The sequence below is a fragment of the Chamaesiphon minutus PCC 6605 genome, from assembly GCF_000317145.1.
Lineage (GTDB): Bacteria > Cyanobacteriota > Cyanobacteriia > Cyanobacteriales > Chamaesiphonaceae > Chamaesiphon > Chamaesiphon minutus.
Genome location: NC_019697.1, coordinates 2,351,960 through 2,370,317 on the forward strand (window position 1 = coordinate 2,351,960; position 18,358 = coordinate 2,370,317).

18 protein-coding genes, 1 pseudogene and 1 riboswitch are annotated in these 18,358 nt (G+C 44.4%); of the genes and pseudogenes, 2 read left to right on the forward strand and 17 right to left on the reverse strand.

Annotated elements, in window-relative coordinates; genetic code table 11:
- Window positions 1–342: 342 nt before the first annotated feature.
- Window positions 343–978: a (2Fe-2S) ferredoxin domain-containing protein gene (locus tag CHA6605_RS10880; protein WP_015159509.1), complete on the reverse strand. Its 636-nt coding sequence runs from the start codon at window positions 976–978 to the stop codon at window positions 343–345.
- Complete coding sequence (locus CHA6605_RS10885; protein ID WP_015159510.1) at window positions 971–1,246, reverse strand: Asr1405/Asl0597 family protein; 276 nt, start codon at window positions 1,244–1,246, stop codon at window positions 971–973. The genes CHA6605_RS10880 and CHA6605_RS10885 overlap by 8 nt, the downstream gene beginning before the upstream one ends.
- A 404-nt stretch (window positions 1,247–1,650) precedes the next feature.
- Between CHA6605_RS10885 and dpsA the strand changes: the two genes are divergently transcribed.
- Window positions 1,651–2,190: a DNA starvation/stress protection protein DpsA gene (gene dpsA, locus CHA6605_RS10890; RefSeq protein ID WP_015159511.1), complete on the forward strand. Its 540-nt coding sequence runs from the start codon at window positions 1,651–1,653 to the stop codon at window positions 2,188–2,190.
- Between the two features lie 247 nt (window positions 2,191–2,437).
- Here the strand turns inward: dpsA and CHA6605_RS10895 are convergent, their stop codons facing one another.
- The 11 genes and pseudogenes from CHA6605_RS10895 to CHA6605_RS10935 form a co-directional block, all read right to left on the reverse strand.
- Complete coding sequence (locus CHA6605_RS10895; RefSeq protein ID WP_015159512.1) at window positions 2,438–3,397, reverse strand: ABC transporter substrate-binding protein; 960 nt, start codon at window positions 3,395–3,397, stop codon at window positions 2,438–2,440.
- A gap of 57 nt (window positions 3,398–3,454) precedes the next feature.
- A complete protein-coding gene (locus tag CHA6605_RS10900) occupies window positions 3,455–5,728 on the reverse strand; it encodes a TonB-dependent hemoglobin/transferrin/lactoferrin family receptor (RefSeq protein WP_015159513.1) in 2,274 nt (757 codons plus the stop codon).
- Between the two features lie 366 nt (window positions 5,729–6,094).
- Complete coding sequence (locus tag CHA6605_RS10905) at window positions 6,095–6,328, reverse strand: hypothetical protein (RefSeq protein WP_041547917.1); 234 nt, start codon at window positions 6,326–6,328, stop codon at window positions 6,095–6,097.
- A 1-nt stretch (window position 6,329) separates the two neighbouring features.
- A complete protein-coding gene (locus tag CHA6605_RS10910; RefSeq protein ID WP_015159515.1) occupies window positions 6,330–7,118 on the reverse strand; it encodes an ABC transporter ATP-binding protein in 789 nt (262 codons plus the stop codon).
- Window positions 7,119–7,226: 108 nt separating this feature from the next.
- Window positions 7,227–8,252 carry a FecCD family ABC transporter permease gene (locus CHA6605_RS10915; protein WP_015159516.1) on the reverse strand — a complete coding sequence of 342 codons (1,026 nt, stop codon included), beginning with the start codon at window positions 8,250–8,252 and terminating at the stop codon, window positions 7,227–7,229.
- A 94-nt stretch (window positions 8,253–8,346) separates the two neighbouring features.
- Window positions 8,347–8,574, reverse strand: a complete 228-nt coding sequence (locus tag CHA6605_RS10920) for a hypothetical protein (RefSeq protein WP_015159517.1) — start codon at window positions 8,572–8,574, stop codon at window positions 8,347–8,349.
- Window position 8,575: 1 nt separating this feature from the next.
- Window positions 8,576–9,313: an alpha/beta hydrolase gene (locus CHA6605_RS10925; protein WP_015159518.1), complete on the reverse strand. Its 738-nt coding sequence runs from the start codon at window positions 9,311–9,313 to the stop codon at window positions 8,576–8,578.
- A gap of 338 nt (window positions 9,314–9,651) precedes the next feature.
- Window positions 9,652–10,158, reverse strand: coding sequence for a flavodoxin FldA (gene fldA, locus CHA6605_RS10930; protein WP_015159519.1), 507 nt, complete (start codon window positions 10,156–10,158; stop codon window positions 9,652–9,654).
- A gap of 116 nt (window positions 10,159–10,274) precedes the next feature.
- Window positions 10,275–10,421, reverse strand: a complete 147-nt coding sequence (locus CHA6605_RS34055) for a hypothetical protein (RefSeq protein ID WP_157259961.1) — start codon at window positions 10,419–10,421, stop codon at window positions 10,275–10,277.
- A gap of 106 nt (window positions 10,422–10,527) precedes the next feature.
- Window positions 10,528–10,742: pseudogene (locus CHA6605_RS32885) on the reverse strand (chlorophyll a/b binding light-harvesting protein); the annotation flags it as partial.
- Window positions 10,743–10,983: 241 nt separating this feature from the next.
- Window positions 10,984–12,078 (reverse strand): iron ABC transporter permease, encoded by a 1,095-nt coding sequence (locus CHA6605_RS10935; protein ID WP_015159521.1) that lies wholly within the window; start codon window positions 12,076–12,078, stop codon window positions 10,984–10,986.
- Between the two features lie 29 nt (window positions 12,079–12,107).
- On the opposite strand from CHA6605_RS10935, the gene CHA6605_RS10940 reads away from it, so the two are divergent.
- The gene (locus CHA6605_RS10940) at window positions 12,108–12,815 is read left to right on the forward strand and encodes a hypothetical protein (protein ID WP_157259962.1); all 708 of its coding nucleotides are present in this window, start codon (window positions 12,108–12,110) and stop codon (window positions 12,813–12,815) included.
- Window positions 12,816–12,915: 100 nt separating this feature from the next.
- Here CHA6605_RS10940 and CHA6605_RS10945 read toward each other — a convergent pair whose 3' ends face one another.
- From CHA6605_RS10945 to CHA6605_RS10960, 4 genes are all read right to left on the reverse strand, one after another.
- Window positions 12,916–14,214, reverse strand: a complete 1,299-nt coding sequence (locus tag CHA6605_RS10945) for an ABC transporter substrate-binding protein (protein ID WP_015159523.1) — start codon at window positions 14,212–14,214, stop codon at window positions 12,916–12,918.
- A gap of 57 nt (window positions 14,215–14,271) precedes the next feature.
- Window positions 14,272–15,192 (reverse strand): (2Fe-2S) ferredoxin domain-containing protein, encoded by a 921-nt coding sequence (locus CHA6605_RS10950; RefSeq protein WP_015159524.1) that lies wholly within the window; start codon window positions 15,190–15,192, stop codon window positions 14,272–14,274.
- A 13-nt stretch (window positions 15,193–15,205) separates the two neighbouring features.
- Window positions 15,206–17,341, reverse strand: a complete 2,136-nt coding sequence (locus CHA6605_RS10955; RefSeq protein WP_015159525.1) for a TonB-dependent receptor — start codon at window positions 17,339–17,341, stop codon at window positions 15,206–15,208.
- Between the two features lie 407 nt (window positions 17,342–17,748).
- Entirely contained in the window at window positions 17,749–18,150 is a 402-nt protein-coding gene (locus tag CHA6605_RS10960) for a DUF1636 family protein (RefSeq protein WP_015159526.1), read from the reverse strand.
- A 35-nt stretch (window positions 18,151–18,185) separates the two neighbouring features.
- Window positions 18,186–18,331, reverse strand: a riboswitch (cobalamin riboswitch).
- Between the last annotated feature and the right edge of the window lie 27 nt (window positions 18,332–18,358).

An 18,358-nucleotide genomic window follows, 5' to 3' on the forward strand; every position in this document is an offset into this window, starting at 1 on the left:
TTTTAGGGATTTACACAGCAGGAATACAACTCTTGAGATATTATCATAAATAATTTTGGCTTGGGTCAAGCACTGTCACTTAGTTTCGATTCCACACTAGAATAGCTAAAATGCTTGCCCAGACGGTATTTTATCGATTGTTTTATCTCTATGATTTGTCATAACTCAGCAATAATGCCGAATAAATAATTGCAATAAATTATCAATAAATTATATCTTACTTGCTATGCTGATTATCAATCTAGCTAGCTCGGTAGAGCGCGAGAGAATTTACTTAGCATAGGAAGTGTCAATCGATACCTAATTTCCCCACTTCAGTTGAAATGCTTGATAACCGAGCATTCAGTTTGGCTCGATCGAAAGGTACGAAGTAACTTGAGAAATAATTGCTGGAATTTGAGAAATTCTCACATTCCGATAGCTAGATTCTCCATAGGAGCGGCTTTGCCAACGATTTTCCAGCTCGGAGGCTGCTGCTAAAGAGGTTTTGCCTACAGGTAAAACTACTAAATTAGGAGCTTGCTTGCAGCATTTAAGACAGCCAGTGGATTTTAAAGTCACACTGTCATTTAAGTCATGGCTATTTAATTGTTCTGCCAAAGCCGAGTATATTTCTTTGCCACCATTGTTGTGACAATGGGACTTTTGACAAATGAGGATCTTAACTTTTGGCTCGGTGACAGGAGCTGCGATCGTCGGCAGATCCTCTCCTGCGGAGCATTGAGCGGCACAAGACGCTACGCGCTCTACTTTTTCAATTGTAGATGCCTTAAATTTCCCATCTTTTTGGCTGCCTTCACAGCGGAGGCGATCGCCAATGGCTAATTTATACACCAGATCCATTCTGAGCTGCTTGGGCACCTTGATGATGACATCTCGATCGGCGGTTCTGAGGCGCAGATATTTGAGCTTGTAACCATCGATCGCCCAAACTCCTAAAAATTCACCTTCTAACTGAAAACAAATTTCATTAGTCATAAAGTAGCTCACTGCCATGACGAGCGGCTTGTAAAATCAAACAGCGATCCAACCAATCCACCAGTTGGCAGCGATCGAGTGATGGTTGTCGTGCCACGTTCCACACTTGAATAGCCGCTGTAGGCGTTTCTACAGATACTGTCAAAGGCTTACCTGTGGAACAGTTACAAGAAATTTCTAACTCTTGAAGACGATGATAGATCTGCCAGCGATCGCCCCAGGCTGTATCAATGGTGGCGATCCAGTCTGAGTAATTTACTTTTTTCATTCTTAACAGAGAACGATTTGCTTAAATTTAGAATACCCTAAATGATAATTAGAAGCAACAAGCTGGTATTTATACTCAGATCGATCGGGGTTAGTTCGAGCGATAACTCCCTGAAAGAAGCTAAGGCACCCGATTTTAGACCGCTCGATCCCTGCAATCCTGTTACTAAAATTTATCAATAGCGGACTTACTCGATTCCCCACCGGAGCGGCGACACCAAGGCTCAATCGCATCCTGAATATTAGTTGCAATAAGGTTTACAGAGCACTCCTCGACCCAAATCGATCGTGTTAAGATCTTGGGTTATTGACTGCTGTTCTAAATCGATCGATAGTGATTGGCTGTAAAAGTATCGAATAGTCTAGTTAAAAATTAACTTTTAAAAAATAGAGAGCGAGAAATTTATGACAACAACACAGAGCTTAATGCGTGGATTTGGTGAAGTAGGAGCTAATGTCGTGGGCTTAGATCTCACGGTAACTGAACCAGTCTGTGAGGGCTTAAACGTCGCTTTGGCAAGTTTTCAGGCTTTGTATTTGCAATATCAAAAACATCACTTTGTTGTAGAAGGCGCAGAATTTTACTCGCTGCACGAGTTTTTTGAAGATAGCTATGGGCAACTCAAAAGTCACGCTCATGACGTTGCCGAACGTTTAGACGGCTTAGGCGGAGTTCCGGCGGCGAGTTTTACTAAGCTGGCGGAACTTTGCTGTTTCACCTCTGAAGCTGATGGTGCGTTTAACTGTCGGATAATGTTAGAAAATGACTTGGTTGCCGAACAAGCAATTATCGCACTGCTCCGCAGTCAAGCCAGTCAAGCTGAAAGTTTGGGAGATCGGGCAACGCGGTATCTATACGAACAAATTCTGCTCAAAACTGAAGAAAGAGCTTATCATATCGGTCACTTTTTGGCTCCCGATACCTTGGTAAGATCTCTAAATTAACCCAAGTTGCTACCTATAGAACGCCTACGATTGAAATCGTGGCTAATGTTGCAAAGTCCGCCTTTGCGGACTAATAAACTAGTCCGTGAAGGCGGACTTTGCATTCCGTTCGCGGAGCGTCTGCCTTCGCAGAGGAGCGGTTTATAACCGCTTAGGTTGTAGGTAGCAACTTGGGTTAAATTAAGAGCTGAAATTTAGATGGTGGAAATTTCCACCATCTAGCATACATCGATTAACCGAGCTGAATTTAGCGATAGATTTGACGTAATTGTTTGGTGGCGCGATCGATCGCGGTAACACTACCAGGATTGACTAATCCGTAATAATCAAATACGTACACCCGATTATTTTTAGTAGCTTTGAGGTTTTTAAAAAGTGGATTGGCTTTCACCTTAGCAATATCGGTACCAGGCGCATTAATTAAAATAATCACATCAGGATCGATCGTGACTACTTTTTCTGGCGAAAGGGTTAAATAACCTGCAAATTGACTTTTTCCCTGAAGATCGGCAATGACATTTTTTACCCCAAATTGAGTTAATAAGTCTCCCGCCCAACTTTTACTATTTGGGGCGAGTAGCGGCTGGTCGCTAGCTAAAATCAATGTAGAGGCTGTTTTAGTCGGTTTTGGTTTAAAATAACCTTGATAAGATTTTAGTAGTGGTGCAGAGTCGGCTTGCAAAGAGCTAGCTAATGTTTTCGTTAACTCTGATAGAGCTTCCCAGCGATCGACTTTAGTTGCTAAGGTGGGAATGCCACTATTTTGGAGTTGTGCTAAAACGCCATCGTGCATTCCAGCGGCACCAATGACTAAATCTGGTTTGAGGGCGACGATTTTTTCGAGATTGGGTGGGGTGCGTCCTTCCGCGACGCGGGGTAATTTACTAAAAGCCGGATTTTTTTCGAGCAACGTACTACCCGTAATCCCCACTAGTCTAGTCGGACTCAGGCGATTGGTAATATCAGCACTCAAAGAGGTAAGTGCGACTACTCGTCGAGCGTTATTGACTTTGGTAATGAGCTGCGGCGGTGGAACTGTGGTTGCGGGAGTAGGAATTGCAGTGGCAACAGTGGCTTTAACCTCTTTTATCGACGAGCGATTTGAGGTATTTTGGCAACCAGTCAGCCACAATAAGCTGCTTAAAATTAGCAGTCCACCCATTCCATAGACAGATAAGGAAGTTATTTTTGACACGATCGTATTCATGAGTGATAAGGAGATAGATAATATCGCGATCTGATGAAAATTTTCCGACTATATTTCTCAAAATCTAATTCCCAAACTAGCTGCAACGCTAAACCCTGGCTGAGTATACAAATCTAAGATCGAACTATTTGCCGCTACCCCGCGCACGTCGGATGCTTGATAATATTTAGTATTGAAAATATTAAATAGCCCAAGATTGAGGGTGGTATCGGGTGAAAAGTTATAATAGCTTAATAGGTCGAAATTGGTATAGCCAGGTGTTTTGAATCCGGTGGGCGTAGTATTGCGATCTTTAGCACTAACTAGCGTCGTCACTAATTCAGTCCCCCATCGCTCGTCGCTCGATCGATAGCGCAATCCTAACACGGCTTTAAATGGATCGATCGAGTCTAATGGCTGATTGGTTTCGAGATTAGTTCCTTTAATTAAAGCCGCACTCGCCAGTAAACTAAATCCGCCTGGTTGGGGACTAAATTTATACTCTCCTCTGGCTTCTACTCCAGAAATTTCCGCCCCTTTAATATTTTGAGCTTGAAACTGATTGAGGGTTTGTCCGCCAATCGATGCAGTCCCAATTTGCACGGTATCGATAAAATTATCGTAACGATTATAAAAGCCAACCACACTACCTTTGAAACTGACCCCATTTGTCTTCAAACCAATTTCAAATCCGTCCCCAGTTTCTGGTTTGAGATTGGCATTAGGAATCGCAGTATATTGTTGAGCAAAGTTAGTGAATGAAATTGCCGCATCATCATAAGGTGGACTCCGAAATCCTCGCGCATATTGAGCGGTAATTGATGTTTCAGGACTGAGTTTATAGACAACACCAATTTTTGGAGAAATCGCCGAAGCCGTTAACTCTCTAACCTCATCGACACGCCCACTCAGAACGCCAACCCGCCGAAAATCAGCATCGTTCGAGTTGGGATTGAGGTTGTAATAATCATAACGAACAGAAGGAATGATACTCAATCGACCGTTAGCTAACTCGATTTCATCTTGGAGATAGATCCCCAAGCGGGTAGTCTTAGTTGGTGGGAAAGTCCGATTTGGAAAGGCTTCGCCGCCGACATTTTTGGTTTGGGTAGCTGTAGTGAGGTTAAATTCAGTATTGTCGCGGGATCTAATCGTATCTGTGACATTTACTTCTATTCCATACACCAACTTTTGACGAATATCGTTACCACCGAGATTAGTTTCTAACTGAATATCTCCACCCACAATGCCCTGACGGAAGGTATTAAATGGCGTGCGTCGCCGCAGTGAAGTTCCGGCGGCACTACTAACCGTCCGCAATTCGGTAGACTCTTCGGTAGTATTGGCATTTTGATAATAGATATTCGATCTAATCTTCTGAACGCCGCTCCCAGTCGGATTACTATATACATAGCCCAAACTCACGCGCCCGCGAGTGTTATTATCGTCAGCCGTCTGACTCGTGCGGTTGACTGTTTGCCCCGGCGCACCCGGTAAAGCTCCCAGGCTACTATTAACCGTTGTCAACGTCCGCCTGTCGAATAATTCGCCTGTCAAAATGAGCTGATTTTGGGGATTGAGTTGATAAGCAACCTTCCCCACCAGATTATTACCCGTCACAGTTTGAGGATTTGCCGCAATATTGCCCAGATTGCTCGTCTCGCGTCCATCTTGGCGGGTATAACAAATAGATGTGCTAATATCGCCGCGTTTATCGGCGAGGACGATATTTTGACTCAGGTTGCGACTCGCGCCGATATATGTCGCCTTTACCTGCTGGCTAATATTTCTGCCCTGCAAATAATCTTCAGGATCTTTGGTGGTATAAGCTACCACACCGCCGAGCGCATCGCTGCCATACAAACTCGATGCCGAACCGCGTAAAATTTCGATTCGTTTGATACAGTCAAAATCGACTAAATTGCGATTGGTATTCGTCATCCCCAGAATATCTGGCAATCTAATCCCATCGACTAACATCAATACCCGATTGCCCTCAATCCCCCGAATATTCACGCTGCCATTGCCAGCTCTAGCCGGACGATTATCTACCGATACTCCTGGCTCGTACCGGATTGTATCGCCCAAATTGCGAACGAAATTTCGATCCAAATCTTGCCGATCCTGTACCGATACCGTACTGGGGGAATCCTTGAGCGCGCGGCGGGTACGAGTGCCGATGACGGTGATTTCTAGTTCTGTGTCTGCTTGTGGCTCGACGGTGGCGTTGGGGATATTGACTTGCGAGACTAGTTGGGGTAACAACTGAGGCTGAATGGCTGTCTGGCTCAAACCGCTTGGCACGCCAAATAATAGCCAGAGGCTATTGCCAAGGAGTAAATAACGTTTCATGATGGAGATGTTGTTTTTTAGTGCTGGGTAGAGTGCGTTGCCAAAGCTTCCCCAATAGCAAATCTTTGCTCATTGAGTCGAGGTAAGCGATTGCACTGTATCCATTTTTGTAATTAGTTTACAGTAGTTGCTAATTATTATCAAGAAGCCTGTTGTAAATATTTGAATCGATCGCCAGCTAAAAATATTTCAGTCCCTTTGAACGCTAGAGTTATTGGCTACCGATCGATCCTTGCCCAGCTCCTCAGTTGCAGGAGGCGAAAGAGCGAATCAGATTCTCCACAGGAGAGGCTACGCCAACGATCGCATAGAGCCAGATCTAAACCAAGAATATTTAGGAGATCTCTAAGCTAATTATTGAAAGTATTATTCAATAGAGCGATCTTCAGGCGGATAATACAATTCCGCTCTCAAAACCCAGCCTGTTTGTTGCTGCACGTAAGCGTGGGTACTCATGCCTTGCTGCTTCGCCGTTCGAGCGACTTGCCGATAATCCCAACCCATCAGTTCGCACAGTTGACGCTGCCGCAACCCTCGATCCGGCTCAAATCGTTCGCGGCGCGTGGGCTTTGCCCAATCTAGATTTTGGTGGGACATCATCCTACTGAATTCCGGCTAACGGACAAATCTGCAAACCTACGGGAGTATCGATAATCGCCACATCTACCCCAAATACCTCCGCGATCGTTTCGGGGGTAATTACCATTGCAGGAGTGCCCACGGCGATGAGAGAGCCATCTTTAAGCATCGCCAACCTGTCGCTATATCGAATTGCGAGGTTCAGTTCGTGGAGGACGGTAACGATCGTTAATTCTTGTTGCTGTTGCAAGTCTTTGAGGAGCGTCAACAATTCTAACTGATAGCGCAGATCTAAATAAGTAGTGGGTTCGTCGAGTAATAACACTTTGGGGTTTTGAGCCAGAGCTAAAGCCAGAAATGCCCGTTGACGTTCGCCACCAGAGAGATCTTCAACCGATCGATCCGAAAACTCCACTACCTGTGTTAATATCATGGCTCGATCGACTTGCGCTCGATCTACTCCACTCAATTCCCACTGATACCAAGGTTGATGCGGAGTTCGCCCCAAACTAACTAATTGCCTGACGGTTAAGCCACTCGGTACCGTTTGTTGCTGGGGCAATAGAGCCATCTTCTGGGCGACAATATTCGGGGCTTCGGTATGAATTGCCTTACCATCGAGCCAGACAATCCCTTGTTGGGGTGAGAGTAAACGACTGAGGAGTTTGAGTAGGGTAGATTTACCAGATCCATTACCACCCAATAAACTCAACCATTCACCGCGATCGAGTTGCAAATTTAATTGATGAATAATCGATTTTGTTTGATACCCACCAGTCAAATTTTCGGCAATTAATAGAGATTGATTCATGTCAATTATTTTAGCGATTTACCATAATGTGTGCGACGGATCGATCGCCATGAAATCCGGCATTTTATAATTCCTTGAAATCTACTAAGATCGAGCGGTAACTCATCATCAAAGCCGACTAGCTTGACGTTGATATAATAACCAAATAAATACTGGCGAACCGCATAGAGCCGTCACCACGCCGACAGGCAACTCAACCGATCCCATCCGCGCCAACAGATCTGCCAACGTCAGTACCAACGCCCCACCGATCGCCGATAGTGGTAATAACCAGCGATAATCGTTACCAACCAACATCCGAATCCCGTGGGGAACAATTAACCCGATAAACCCAATCAAACCCGCCACACTTACCGCGCTCCCCGCGAGTAAACTAGCTACCAGTCCGATCGCGAGTCGAGTGCGTACCAAAGATACACCCAAACTCATCGCCAACTCATCCCCCAGACTGAGGAGATTAATCGATCGACCTAATAAACACCCCGCTAATAAGCCTACCACCACGTAAGGACTCGCCACTTGAACGATCCACCAACCGCGCCCATTCAGACTGCCTACCAACCAATTTAACGCCGACTGGAGCCGACTTTCATCGTTTAAGAGCAGCATCATCGTCTGCATCGCCCCAAATAGCGAACTAACGGCAATCCCCGCGAGTACCAACCGCTCGGCGGTAATCGTCCCCGCCCGATAGCCTAAAATATAAACGATCGCGGCTGTCCCCATCGCCCCCAACCATGCGCCTAAAGGTAGATACACCGAGGCAACCGAGAAGGTAATACAGGCGATCGCCACTAACCCCGCACCTGCCGAAATCCCCAGCACGAACGGATCGGCTAAACTATTGCGGAGCATCCCTTGTAATAAACCGCCCGACATCCCTAAAGCGGCTCCGACGATCGTTGCTGCTAAAATACGCGGTAATCGCAAATCCCAGATAATTGTCTGATTCTGAGCTAAACCTCGATCGCCTAAAGCTTGCCAGACTTCATGTAGGGTCAAAGGTACAGAGCCTTGACAGAGTGAGAATAGCATTCCGATAATTAGTACTATCGATAATCCGAGGGTAATTGCGGGTTTAGCATCGAGCTTTTGACGACTCGATCGCGGTGGTACGTGAATTAGCTTTGACATTCGTTCGAGTTAATTAGAATTTTTCGTGCTTGTTATCTAGCTTGAAGCACGATCGAGTGGCTAAACTTACTAGTTTGCATCCAATCATTCATTCCTACTGAGGTTGATAATCTCGACAATCGATTGCCTCTTCCGAGCAAGCTAGATGGGGATTGACAGTACATTTGAGATAGCAACTATTTGTAAAGTACTTACACTTATGGCAAGGGACTTGATGGAGCCGTTTGACATAAATAAATCCTGTCTTCCAATGATGGGCAATCTTCCAACAAGCTGTAAAAATTGTGCCCCAGACCAGCAGCAAACATATTAAAATCAGCATATTAATTTAACTCCATCTGTACAAAGCGATCGAGTGCCATAGTTGGTTCAACTTTCTGCCAAAAACATTGAATTCGATAACTTAGTAGTTCAAAATGAATGTGATGAAAAAAGTGTCCTCCAGTCGAACTGCGCCAAATTTCATCTGTGGATTTGAAGTAAGTAGTCCAACCATATAGAGCTGGTGAAGCGATCGCTGGATCGTCTTGACTACCACAAACGAGCAACGGCATTTCTACGCCACTTTCATCTAAGATATCCAATTTGAATAAAGAGTGATTCGATGGTGCTTCGACTAAATCTCGATCGAGTCGATCGACCAAATCGCTAACATGTCGGGCGCAAGCATCGGGAAATAAATTACTAGAAACTAACTTCAAAACACAGTGACGATTGGATGGTAAAGATTGTAACTGAGCATAATAGTAAGAATGCCAATTTATTCCTGGTTTAACTGCAACACTTAGCAATACTAATGAGGTCACTCGATCTGGATACAACCTAGCATAATTTAAAGCAACTACACCACCAATGCCATGACCGAGCAGATGAACGGGATCTGGAGAATTTGCTAAGTATTCATGCAGCAAGTTAACTGCTTTATCGATCGAACTACCTTCATCTAATGTTTGATAGTATTCCCAAAACTCAATTTTGACTACTTTAGATAAATTGTTGAGTAAGCGACGATGAAAATATTTGAGGCTGGGGCTAGCACTAACCCAGATAAATTTAGACATGTTAGAGTTGGGAGTTGAGGATTGAGAGTTGGTAAAGGCGATCGCTAATCAAATTTATGATGTCTAAAAAATGGTGATAAAATCCCACCATTACATACACTCTAATTCAATTTATTTAGAGGATGTCTAAAAAGTCTAATTGCTTCGTTTGCAGTGGGTAAATCCCCCTGTCTTGTCGCACACAAACGGGAGGGAACCTCCCGTTCGATGCGCCGCTAAATCCCCCTTTTTAAGGGGGACTACGAGTCTGGTTCCCCCCTTTTTAAGGGGGGCTAGGGGGGATTTTCTAGGGTTTAAGCTTAACGGAATTGAGTTTTCAGACATCCTCTTAGAGTCACTTATGCAAATTCTTTTTTAATTTGAGCGACCCAAACTTTAATTCGATCGTCAGTGAGTTCGGATTGATTATCTTCATCGATCGCCAAACCGACAAATTTACCATTTTTTACTGCTTTGGATTCACTAAAATCATATCCATCTGTCGGCCAATACCCGATCGTCTTACCACCACGATCTGAGATCTTGGCTTCCAAAATTCCCACGGCATCCATGAAATTATCTGCATATCCCAACTGATCTCCAGTACCGAAATAAGCAACAGTTTTACCACTAAAATCCATGCTATCTAGTTCTGGGAAGAAACCTTCCCAATCACTCTGTAGTTCGCCAATGTCCCAAGTCGGTGAAGCGATAATTAATTTGGTGTATCCATCGAAATCACTGACACTTACTTGAGACATATCATGAAGCTCGATCTCACCATCCCCAAATTCATCTCGAATCATTTCGGCAATACTTTCAGTTTTGCCAGTTTGAGTACCAAAAAAAAGTCCGATTTTTGACATGTATTTAATTCCAAGATAATGAATGTATTCCCAGCAAATCTTCCTAAAGCCTAAAGTCTAATTAACCAACCGAGCGCGATAAGCGTGCCAGAGATGTCCGACTAAAGCAGTAATAGCTAAGAAAAATTGACTTGCAGCGGCAAAAGATCGATCCCATAAAATTTCACCGGAAAAGCAGTAGTATTCAACCCCACAAAAGCACAGCTTACTAACGCCATAAATGCCAAACTACCCATGAGAAATCGGGAGAAAGTGATTTCCACCAAATTTCTCAGTCTTTTCCCAATTCCTGACTCAATGAGGGCTAAATCCTGTCACTAAAAAAGGAATATTTTGCAATAATGGACTAGTCAAGTTAGGAGTTTTATCCTGTCCGCCAGCCCCGACTCCAAAACCTACTGTTGCCAAGTGTGGGAGCAAAATTAGCCCTTGTTGGAACATCGGCTGGGGTCGTAGTGGGAAAGCTCAAAGATGGTCATCGATTCCGCCCACAGTAAGATTAGCCCTGCGTGGGCGATATGCGCTCCTAAGAGTCGCCCCGACAAATTTGTCAGTCTGGCATTCCCCGCCCACCAAGGAGCGATTCTCCAGAGGAGAGGCTGTGCCTAACGGCAGGCTATCGCCAACGCCAACGGGGCTGGATTTACTGCTGTTGCTGTCATCGCTATACCTCAATCGAATTAACTTATTGATTATTTATTTCAATAAGCTTTTCAAAATAGTATCACAACTATTGAGAATTAGTATCATTAATTAGAGGTTAAGTTTTATAAACAATCGATCTTCGAGCTACCACCGTGAACCACTAGCCATCGGACGCTGTTTCTAAAAAGTCTTTTGCTGCGATTGTTTAAGAATAATCCAAGCAATAATCGGTGTGCCAATTAGTGCCGTTACTGAATTAATCGGTAACACAGATCGACCTCCAGGCATTTGAGCGATAATATCTGCTACCAGTGCAAAACTTCCCCCCACGAGACTCGCCGCCGGGAATAACCAGCGCAAATCGGCGGTTCGCAATAATCCTCGACACAAATGGGGCACGGAAATGCCAATAAAGGCGATCGGGCCACAAAAAGCGGTTACGATGCCAGCTAAGAGTGAAGAACTAACTAGTACCAGTAGGCGTAACCGCTCGATCGAAATTCCTAGACTTTGCGCTTGGGTTTCCCCCAATAGCAACGGATTCAGCGACGGCGCGACGAGAATTGCCAGGATTAAACCACTCAAAATGCCGATACTCATCAGCGGTAACTGCTCCCAAGTCACCCCGCCAAAACTACCCGTCGTCCAATTGAGATAGGATTTGACAGGCTCGGCGGTACTAAAATAGAGCAACAGCTCCACCATCGCCCCAGTACCATAGCCAAACAACAGCCCCAGCACGAGTAAACTTGTCGAACTCTGCACTCGCCGCGCGACGATAATTACTAACCCTGTCACGATGCCCGCGCCCAAACAAGCAGCAACGATCGTACTATAACGCCCGATCGCGCCCAAACTAGCTAAACTGATACCAAATAGTTGCGTCCCTAATATTACTAAAGCTACGCCCAAACTAGCACCCGCACTAATCCCTAGTACAGATGGCCCTGCCAAAGGGTTATTAAATAAGGTTTGTAGTTGCAATCCACTTGTCGATAAAGCGGCTCCAGCTAATATGGCGGTAATTGCTTTAGGCAATCGAAATTGGATGATAATATCGCTCCAAGACTCTTTTTGGGGAATGCCACCGAGTAAAATAGTGACGACATCACTTAGAGGAATAGATACCGAACCCATTGCTAAACTAGTCAATAAGATCGGAATTGGTAGGATGAATAACAGTCCTAAAACAATCTGATGACGCTTTATTCTCGGCCTTTTTAATGTCGCTGGCTGTCGGTCGATCTGTTGTGGTGGTGCTGGATTAATTGGCATGAATTCTCGATCTTCGATCGGTTGATTAGTTGTTTTTTCCCATTAACAAGGAGTATGTGACGATCCTGATTCAACGTTACTTGGTGCCAATGCTTGCTTGTCTCCCGCTTTCTGGCCGCAGCAGCCAGATCGTAATGCTGTTAACATGTCAAGCCTCTAATGCTCGGCAGCATTTTGAAACTGGACAAACAACATTTAAGTTACAGTCTGTTGCACTCGGCATCGGCATCGCCATTGCTATCGGCTTGCAAGGCACCATTGCGGCGGCGGCATCGGGCTACGGCACGCGGCAACGGCCAGCACCTTGCCCAAAGGATCGCACCGCGCCGACTGCCGGACCACTGAGACTGGAACAAGCGAAGGCTCACTTTCGCTGCACCAATGAAGGCGAAGTGACGTTGGCTGCTGAGCGGTCGATTTTGTTTCTGGTCGGGGATCTCGACATGCGGCTGGCGAACAAGCCGCGAACTGTGAGGGCAAACGATATCATTGGCTATCAATCGGGTCTCAAGGGTCACATTGAAATCAGCCGCGAATCGCCAGTCTACGACATAAAGGCTAGCTACCGAGAGACAATCTGCCACAGCCATGGCTACGAGCCGGGACCCTCATGCACGACATCCTTTCATTCGATGAGTGCTGGCCTGTGCTTCCGTGACACCATGGGCGACTGGTATTGCCGCTTGCACCGTGATAGCTGGCGTACCAAGAAGCCAGTGAGCGACACCAGCCGCTGAGTGGCGGTTCTCGGGGATTGCCTTTTTTAGAGAACATAGGTAATTGGTGGTTGAGATCGTTGGGTTTCATGTTCATTCAACCCAACCTATGGGTTGTTATTTAATTCAAAGGTCGATAATAAACAAATTGATGTTTTGGTAGTAATTCTGGATGCAAGGCTTTAACTAAATCTGCCAATACCAAATCGGGATTTGCGGTTCCGCCTTCCCAGAAATCATTACCGCCAGTTGGATTCATTCTTGCAGTGGGATTAAATAATTTGGCATTTTTTACTGCGCTAAATTTGGCATAACGTCGATCGCTATTAATTACATCATCAACACTGCGCCAAGCTTGACTACTATTAATCCAAACTTCCGCTGTCTGCGCTCGATCTAATACCTGCTCGAAACTCAGCTTTAAACTCCCTGTCGATCGATCTTCTTTCCAGATATAATTTCCACCAGCATCAGCAATAAATTTTGCTGAGTAACTATCACCACCAGGAATATACCAAGTCCCCCGACTATCAAAGCCAGAGAAAACGGTGGGCTTGTTTTTGGCTTGGCTGGCAATTTTAGCGATCGAGTTATATCTACTTTCCATCTGACTAAATACCTGCTCTGCTTCAGTCTCTCGATTAAAAAATAGTGCCATAAATTTCAACCATTCCGCCTTGCCCAAAGGTGAAGACTCCATATATTCGGCAATAATCGCAACGGGTAAACCTGCTTCGATTAATTTGGGATGACTATCCGATTTAGGATTGCCCACACCATAAGTCGTGACTAGTTCGGGTTTAATTTCTAAGACTTTCTCGACATTAGTATTATTACTCCTGCCTACTTCTTGCAATTTCCCTGTTTTAATTTTTGCCACTACACTAGGTGTATTAACTTGGTTAAAGTCGCTAACACCGATTAATCGATCGACTAAGCCCAATTTATCTAATAATGGTAAATGAGTTGTAGACATCGATACCACCGAATTGACTGGCACCTGGACGATTTGAGATTTATCAAACCCCGATGGAATTGGGGTATTGCATTGTACCAATACATATTGAAAGGTGGTGTCGGCATTTCGCCAGGGATTCTTAACCGATACCACCTTATAGTTACGATGATATTCAACGGTAAAACCTTTGGCTTGGGTTACTTTGACTTTATTGGGAAAATAATCTACTTCTCGATCGTAAACAGTGGAGCATTTAGCAACTGAGCTAGATTTAGATGATTTAGTTTGAGGATAATTACAGGCTGATATAGATACCCATATTAGCAAGCTGAATAACAGTACACCTCGCATACTTTTAATTTTGTGTTTGACTCCTTCACGCGACATATCTACCTCAAAAAAATGATATCTACCGAAACAGACTGAAAGATTAGTCCGCGCACCATCCGGACTTTGCAACATTAGCCACGACTTTCAATCGTAGGCATTCTGTAGATATCAAATTGGTTCACTTATTACTTAATCCGGTTGTGGATATAAATTACGTTCTACCTTGCGATTTTCGACGACATGTTCGGTAATAATTTCCTTCGCTACATCTGGAGTCACCCGCGCATACCAAGTATGTTCTGGAGCGCGATTCTCATTCTGAGAGGCTACGCCAACGTCACCCGAATAAAATACGATTGGCCCCATTTTACAGACCTCTAGACAGCCAGAAGTTATTAATTCAATGTTTTCTAATCCTGACTCTGCTAACTGCCGTTCTAGAGCCTCATGCACCGATTTCCAGTCACGTCCGGCATTGCAACGAGTAGAGCGACATACCGATATATATGGACAATTTAAAGGATTAGATTCATAGGGAATATCCATCGTGCCCAATACATAAATCTGCCGTAACTTGTCGTACAATCCTAACTTGGCTAGATTGGGCTTATGCTCTGGTAATAAATCTTCCGCTTCGCCAATAAAAGCATTAGGTAAAAATAATGTCATCATTTTTACTCCCGCTCCATTCCAGAATTGAATTCCCCAGCTTCGCGCTTCACCTTCTGCATTCAATCGCCGATACAAAGCGGCTCGACTCACCCGCCGTACTTGACGCAAAGATTCGGGAGTACGCCCAGTTGCACCGCCCTGATTTTCCGCCACACATAAGTGCATGTGCCAGCTTTCGGTAACTACCGTTAGATAGCCATCATAAATCCGACAAATTTTCGGTGGAGCAGTGAATTCTAATTCTAAAACACTCCCATCTACCATGTGTCCCAAGCCCACTTCTTGCCAATGTTCTTGGAATAGTGAGTGTAAAAGTGGCCCCAATACATCTAGATTAGTTGAAAAATCTTCATACTCGATCGAATTACCATTATAGGTATCTTCTCGTTCTACTTTCTGTAATGGTGTCACCCGACGTTCAAAAGTTGTAGCTGTCATCAAATTATCCTCTTTAAAATTTCCAATCGATCCCAGTCCGAAATGTCCTCCCGGCATCAGGAAAGCCAGCAAACAGTTCGTACCTCTGGTCAAAAATATTCTGGACGCTAGCATTGAGGGTTACACTGCGATCGCTATTCATTGGTGCGACAAAATTAAAATCAAAACTAGTAAATCCAGATAAAAACTCTGTGTTTGTATTATTGGTAGGATAACCACTGAGCGAATTTAAAGCTAGCGAACTATACCAACCAAAAGTATTTTCATAAGATACCCCCATACTCAATTTATCCGCACCTGCAAACCGCAGCTCTTTTCCCACTACTGCTAAGTTCGTATCTTTTTTAATCTGAGGATTGTTGAGAGTATAATTAACAAATCCATAGAAATTTGGAGCCAGCCTTGCATTTAATGATGCTTCGATCCCCTGCGTCTGTACCTCACCAATATTAGTAAAAGTTCCCGATATGCCATTGACAGGTGGTTGAATACTTTGGAATGCAATGACATTACTAATATTGTTCTGAAATGCCGTCAACCGTAATAGTCCAAAGTCACCCAACTTTTGGTCTACACCGACATCGAAACTATTCCCAATTTCGGGTAATAAATTAGGGTTGCCAATGAATGTAGTATCGACAGAAAACAGATTTGATAAAGTCGGAGTCCGAAAATTCCGAATATAATTGGCACGAAGAGTTGTCGCCGAATTCAGATCCCATTTAATGCCCAGTGCGGGAGAAGTCGCGCTACCATTTGTCAAGCTACTAAAATCTTGCCGTAGCCCTGCTGTCGCTCGTATCTGCGGATTGAGATCGACATTGTACTGAGCGAATAATGCACCCTGAGAAATAGTGCCATCATAACCAACTGTCTGAGTTCCAAGCGCAATATTATTAGTAGTATTTCGATTATTAGTATTGCGATAATCAAAGCCGTAAGTAATATTTTGAGTTGGCGTAATCTGCCAATTGTGCTGAGTTTGAATGCCTAACGTTTTTTGTTTATTATCAAATTGGCGCAGAACTTGGGGCGTTACTGTCTTGACAACTTGTCCGTTGGTAACAGATAGTGATTCGGCAAAAGCAGTACGGTTATCAAAGCGGGTACTCAAATTATCATAATAAACTCGCCCGGTCAGGGTAGAATCATTACCATTACCGAGTTTTTGGTCTATCCCCACATCGAATAAAATTTGGTCGGTATACTTCCGATTAGCATCGGTGAGCGTATTAAAAAATCCCTGTCCGAATTGGGGAGTAGGAATCGGTACGCCACCTGGCGATCCTTGATTTTTGAACAGGAGTATACTGTTGAAACTTAATTTTGTGCGATCGCTCAGATCGACATCTGCTCGTACTCGTAAGTTATCATATTTAACATCATTATTGACGCGCGTACCTGAAAAGTTGGCAGCAGGAATCGAATAAGCATAGTTATTATTCGCCTGAATCAGATCGTAACCAATCAGCCAGCCAATATTGCCATCTCTTTTACTGGCATTGACACCGAACTTGGTATAGCCGAGATTCCCGACTTCGGCTTGAGTGCTAAAGGTCAGTTTGTCGCTAGTTGGGCGACTAGTCACGATATTAATAATACCGCCGATCGCGTCCGAACCATAGAGGGTAGATCCACCGCCAGGTAACACTTCAATTCGATCGACGATACTCGTCGAAAATTCACTCAGATCGAAACCCCCAGAACCCAAGTTATTAATCGGGCGACCATCCAATAATATCAATACCTGTGTCCCGTTACTGCCTCGAATAAATTGATTGCTCAGGACATTTACTTCGGTTCCCACCGTTCCCGCGCCCAAAATCCCTGGTAAAGATTGAAGTGCTTCGCGCACCGTGCGCGCTCCTTGCGCTTTAATTTCGTCTTTATTGATAACGTAAGCTGGGCGGGTAGAATCTTTGAGCGTACCTTCTTTACGGAAGGGTGAGTAGATGGGTTTATTTAATAAACGCTCGCCATAGATGTTGATTTCTAGCTCTTCGACTTTTTCTGGGGCTGCTGCTGGCGGTGGTGGTGGCGGGGGTTCTTGAGCAAGGCTAGATTGCTGGATATCAAAACTGAACCTCAGCAACACAGTAATAATGAGGCTTTCAACCAGACGGAGATAAGGAATAGTTTTAGCGGACATGGATCTGTTTATCTGGAAGGATTACGGCTTAATTTCGGTAGCTGGGTGAGTCGATCGAGCTTGATATTATGAGAATGGTTATCATTCCCACAATATATCATCAAAACTGAGAGTCGATCGATCCTAAAAAAATAGTTGCTAAAAATTATCACTAAAAGTAAAGAAAAACTTCTAGTAATTAACGTCAGTTCGGGTTAAGGATATTGGCTTCGTTCTTGACCCACCGCCGATTAAAATCGGGGCTAATAGTGCAAAGTCCGCCTGCGCGGACTAATATCCTAGTCCGCGCAGGCGGACTTCGCATCATGAGCAGAGACTTCCAGTCTCTAGGCTCTTCTTATCCCGAACTGAGGTTAATTAGCTTGAGCTAACATCCTAAAGACAAGTACTGTAATGATGAATTTTGCCTAGATGCTTATAGGTATCTCAATGCTAGGAACGATCCCAATTACGCTTTTTCTGAGTCGTTCGGGACGCTCCGACCATTTCATCGTGCCGTCTGGCTTGCTGTGGTAGAGACTAGCACACTCCAAAATTGACTGAGATACCTCAGCTAAAGCAGTACGATCTAGATCGCCAAATAGATAAGTCGATTTACCAGCCGCAGCAAAAGCGACGACGCAGGGACGATTGCACGCGCCCATACATTTAACTGGTTTGACCTCAAAGTCTTCAGCTAATGGGTTTGTGGCTAATTGGGTCGTTAATTCTTGGTGCAGTAAATAACCGCCGCTATTGCCGACTTCTCGGCCATTTTGCCAATTACCAGCGCAAGATTGACACACGAAAATTGTGTGTTTGTCGTTCATAATATTTTTCCCCTCTGTGCCTCGCAGAATATAAATTGGGATTTATCGAATCGGCGGGTGTTCTGACTAATCGAGTTCGTACCTCGAAACACAGTTGCGGGACAGCGTTGGGTTTGCACCAAACTTTCCCCATTACTTTCGATCGACAATCTCGATCGAAACCGAATCTACTCTCAACACAGTAACATAAGTTGTCAAATCTGTTGAT

Bases quoted from the DNA above. Each gene is read 5' to 3' on its own strand.
- CHA6605_RS10885 (WP_015159510.1), bottom strand. From the start codon at position 1,246: ATGAAAAAAGTAAATTACTCAGACTGGATCGCCACCATTGATACAGCC.
- CHA6605_RS10900 (WP_015159513.1), bottom strand. From the start codon at position 5,728: ATGAAACGTTATTTACTCCTTGGCAATAGCCTCTGGCTATTATTTGGC.
- CHA6605_RS10895 (WP_015159512.1), bottom strand. From the start codon at position 3,397: ATGAATACGATCGTGTCAAAAATAACTTCCTTATCTGTCTATGGAATG.
- CHA6605_RS10955 (WP_015159525.1), bottom strand. From the start codon at position 17,341: ATGTCCGCTAAAACTATTCCTTATCTCCGTCTGGTTGAAAGCCTCATT.
- CHA6605_RS10925 (WP_015159518.1), bottom strand. From the start codon at position 9,313: ATGTCTAAATTTATCTGGGTTAGTGCTAGCCCCAGCCTCAAATATTTT.
- CHA6605_RS10945 (WP_015159523.1), bottom strand. From the start codon at position 14,214: ATGTTGCAAAGTCCGGATGGTGCGCGGACTAATCTTTCAGTCTGTTTC.
- CHA6605_RS10905 (WP_041547917.1), bottom strand. From the start codon at position 6,328: ATGATGTCCCACCAAAATCTAGATTGGGCAAAGCCCACGCGCCGCGAA.
- CHA6605_RS10880 (WP_015159509.1), bottom strand. From the start codon at position 978: ATGACTAATGAAATTTGTTTTCAGTTAGAAGGTGAATTTTTAGGAGTT.
- CHA6605_RS10935 (WP_015159521.1), bottom strand. From the start codon at position 12,078: ATGCCAATTAATCCAGCACCACCACAACAGATCGACCGACAGCCAGCG.
- CHA6605_RS10920 (WP_015159517.1), bottom strand. From the start codon at position 8,574: ATGCTGATTTTAATATGTTTGCTGCTGGTCTGGGGCACAATTTTTACA.
- fldA (WP_015159519.1), bottom strand. From the start codon at position 10,158: ATGTCAAAAATCGGACTTTTTTTTGGTACTCAAACTGGCAAAACTGAA.
- CHA6605_RS10950 (WP_015159524.1), bottom strand. From the start codon at position 15,192: ATGACAGCTACAACTTTTGAACGTCGGGTGACACCATTACAGAAAGTA.
- dpsA (WP_015159511.1), top strand. From the start codon at position 1,651: ATGACAACAACACAGAGCTTAATGCGTGGATTTGGTGAAGTAGGAGCT.
- CHA6605_RS10910 (WP_015159515.1), bottom strand. From the start codon at position 7,118: ATGAATCAATCTCTATTAATTGCCGAAAATTTGACTGGTGGGTATCAA.
- CHA6605_RS10960 (WP_015159526.1), bottom strand. From the start codon at position 18,150: ATGAACGACAAACACACAATTTTCGTGTGTCAATCTTGCGCTGGTAAT.
- CHA6605_RS10915 (WP_015159516.1), bottom strand. From the start codon at position 8,252: ATGTCAAAGCTAATTCACGTACCACCGCGATCGAGTCGTCAAAAGCTC.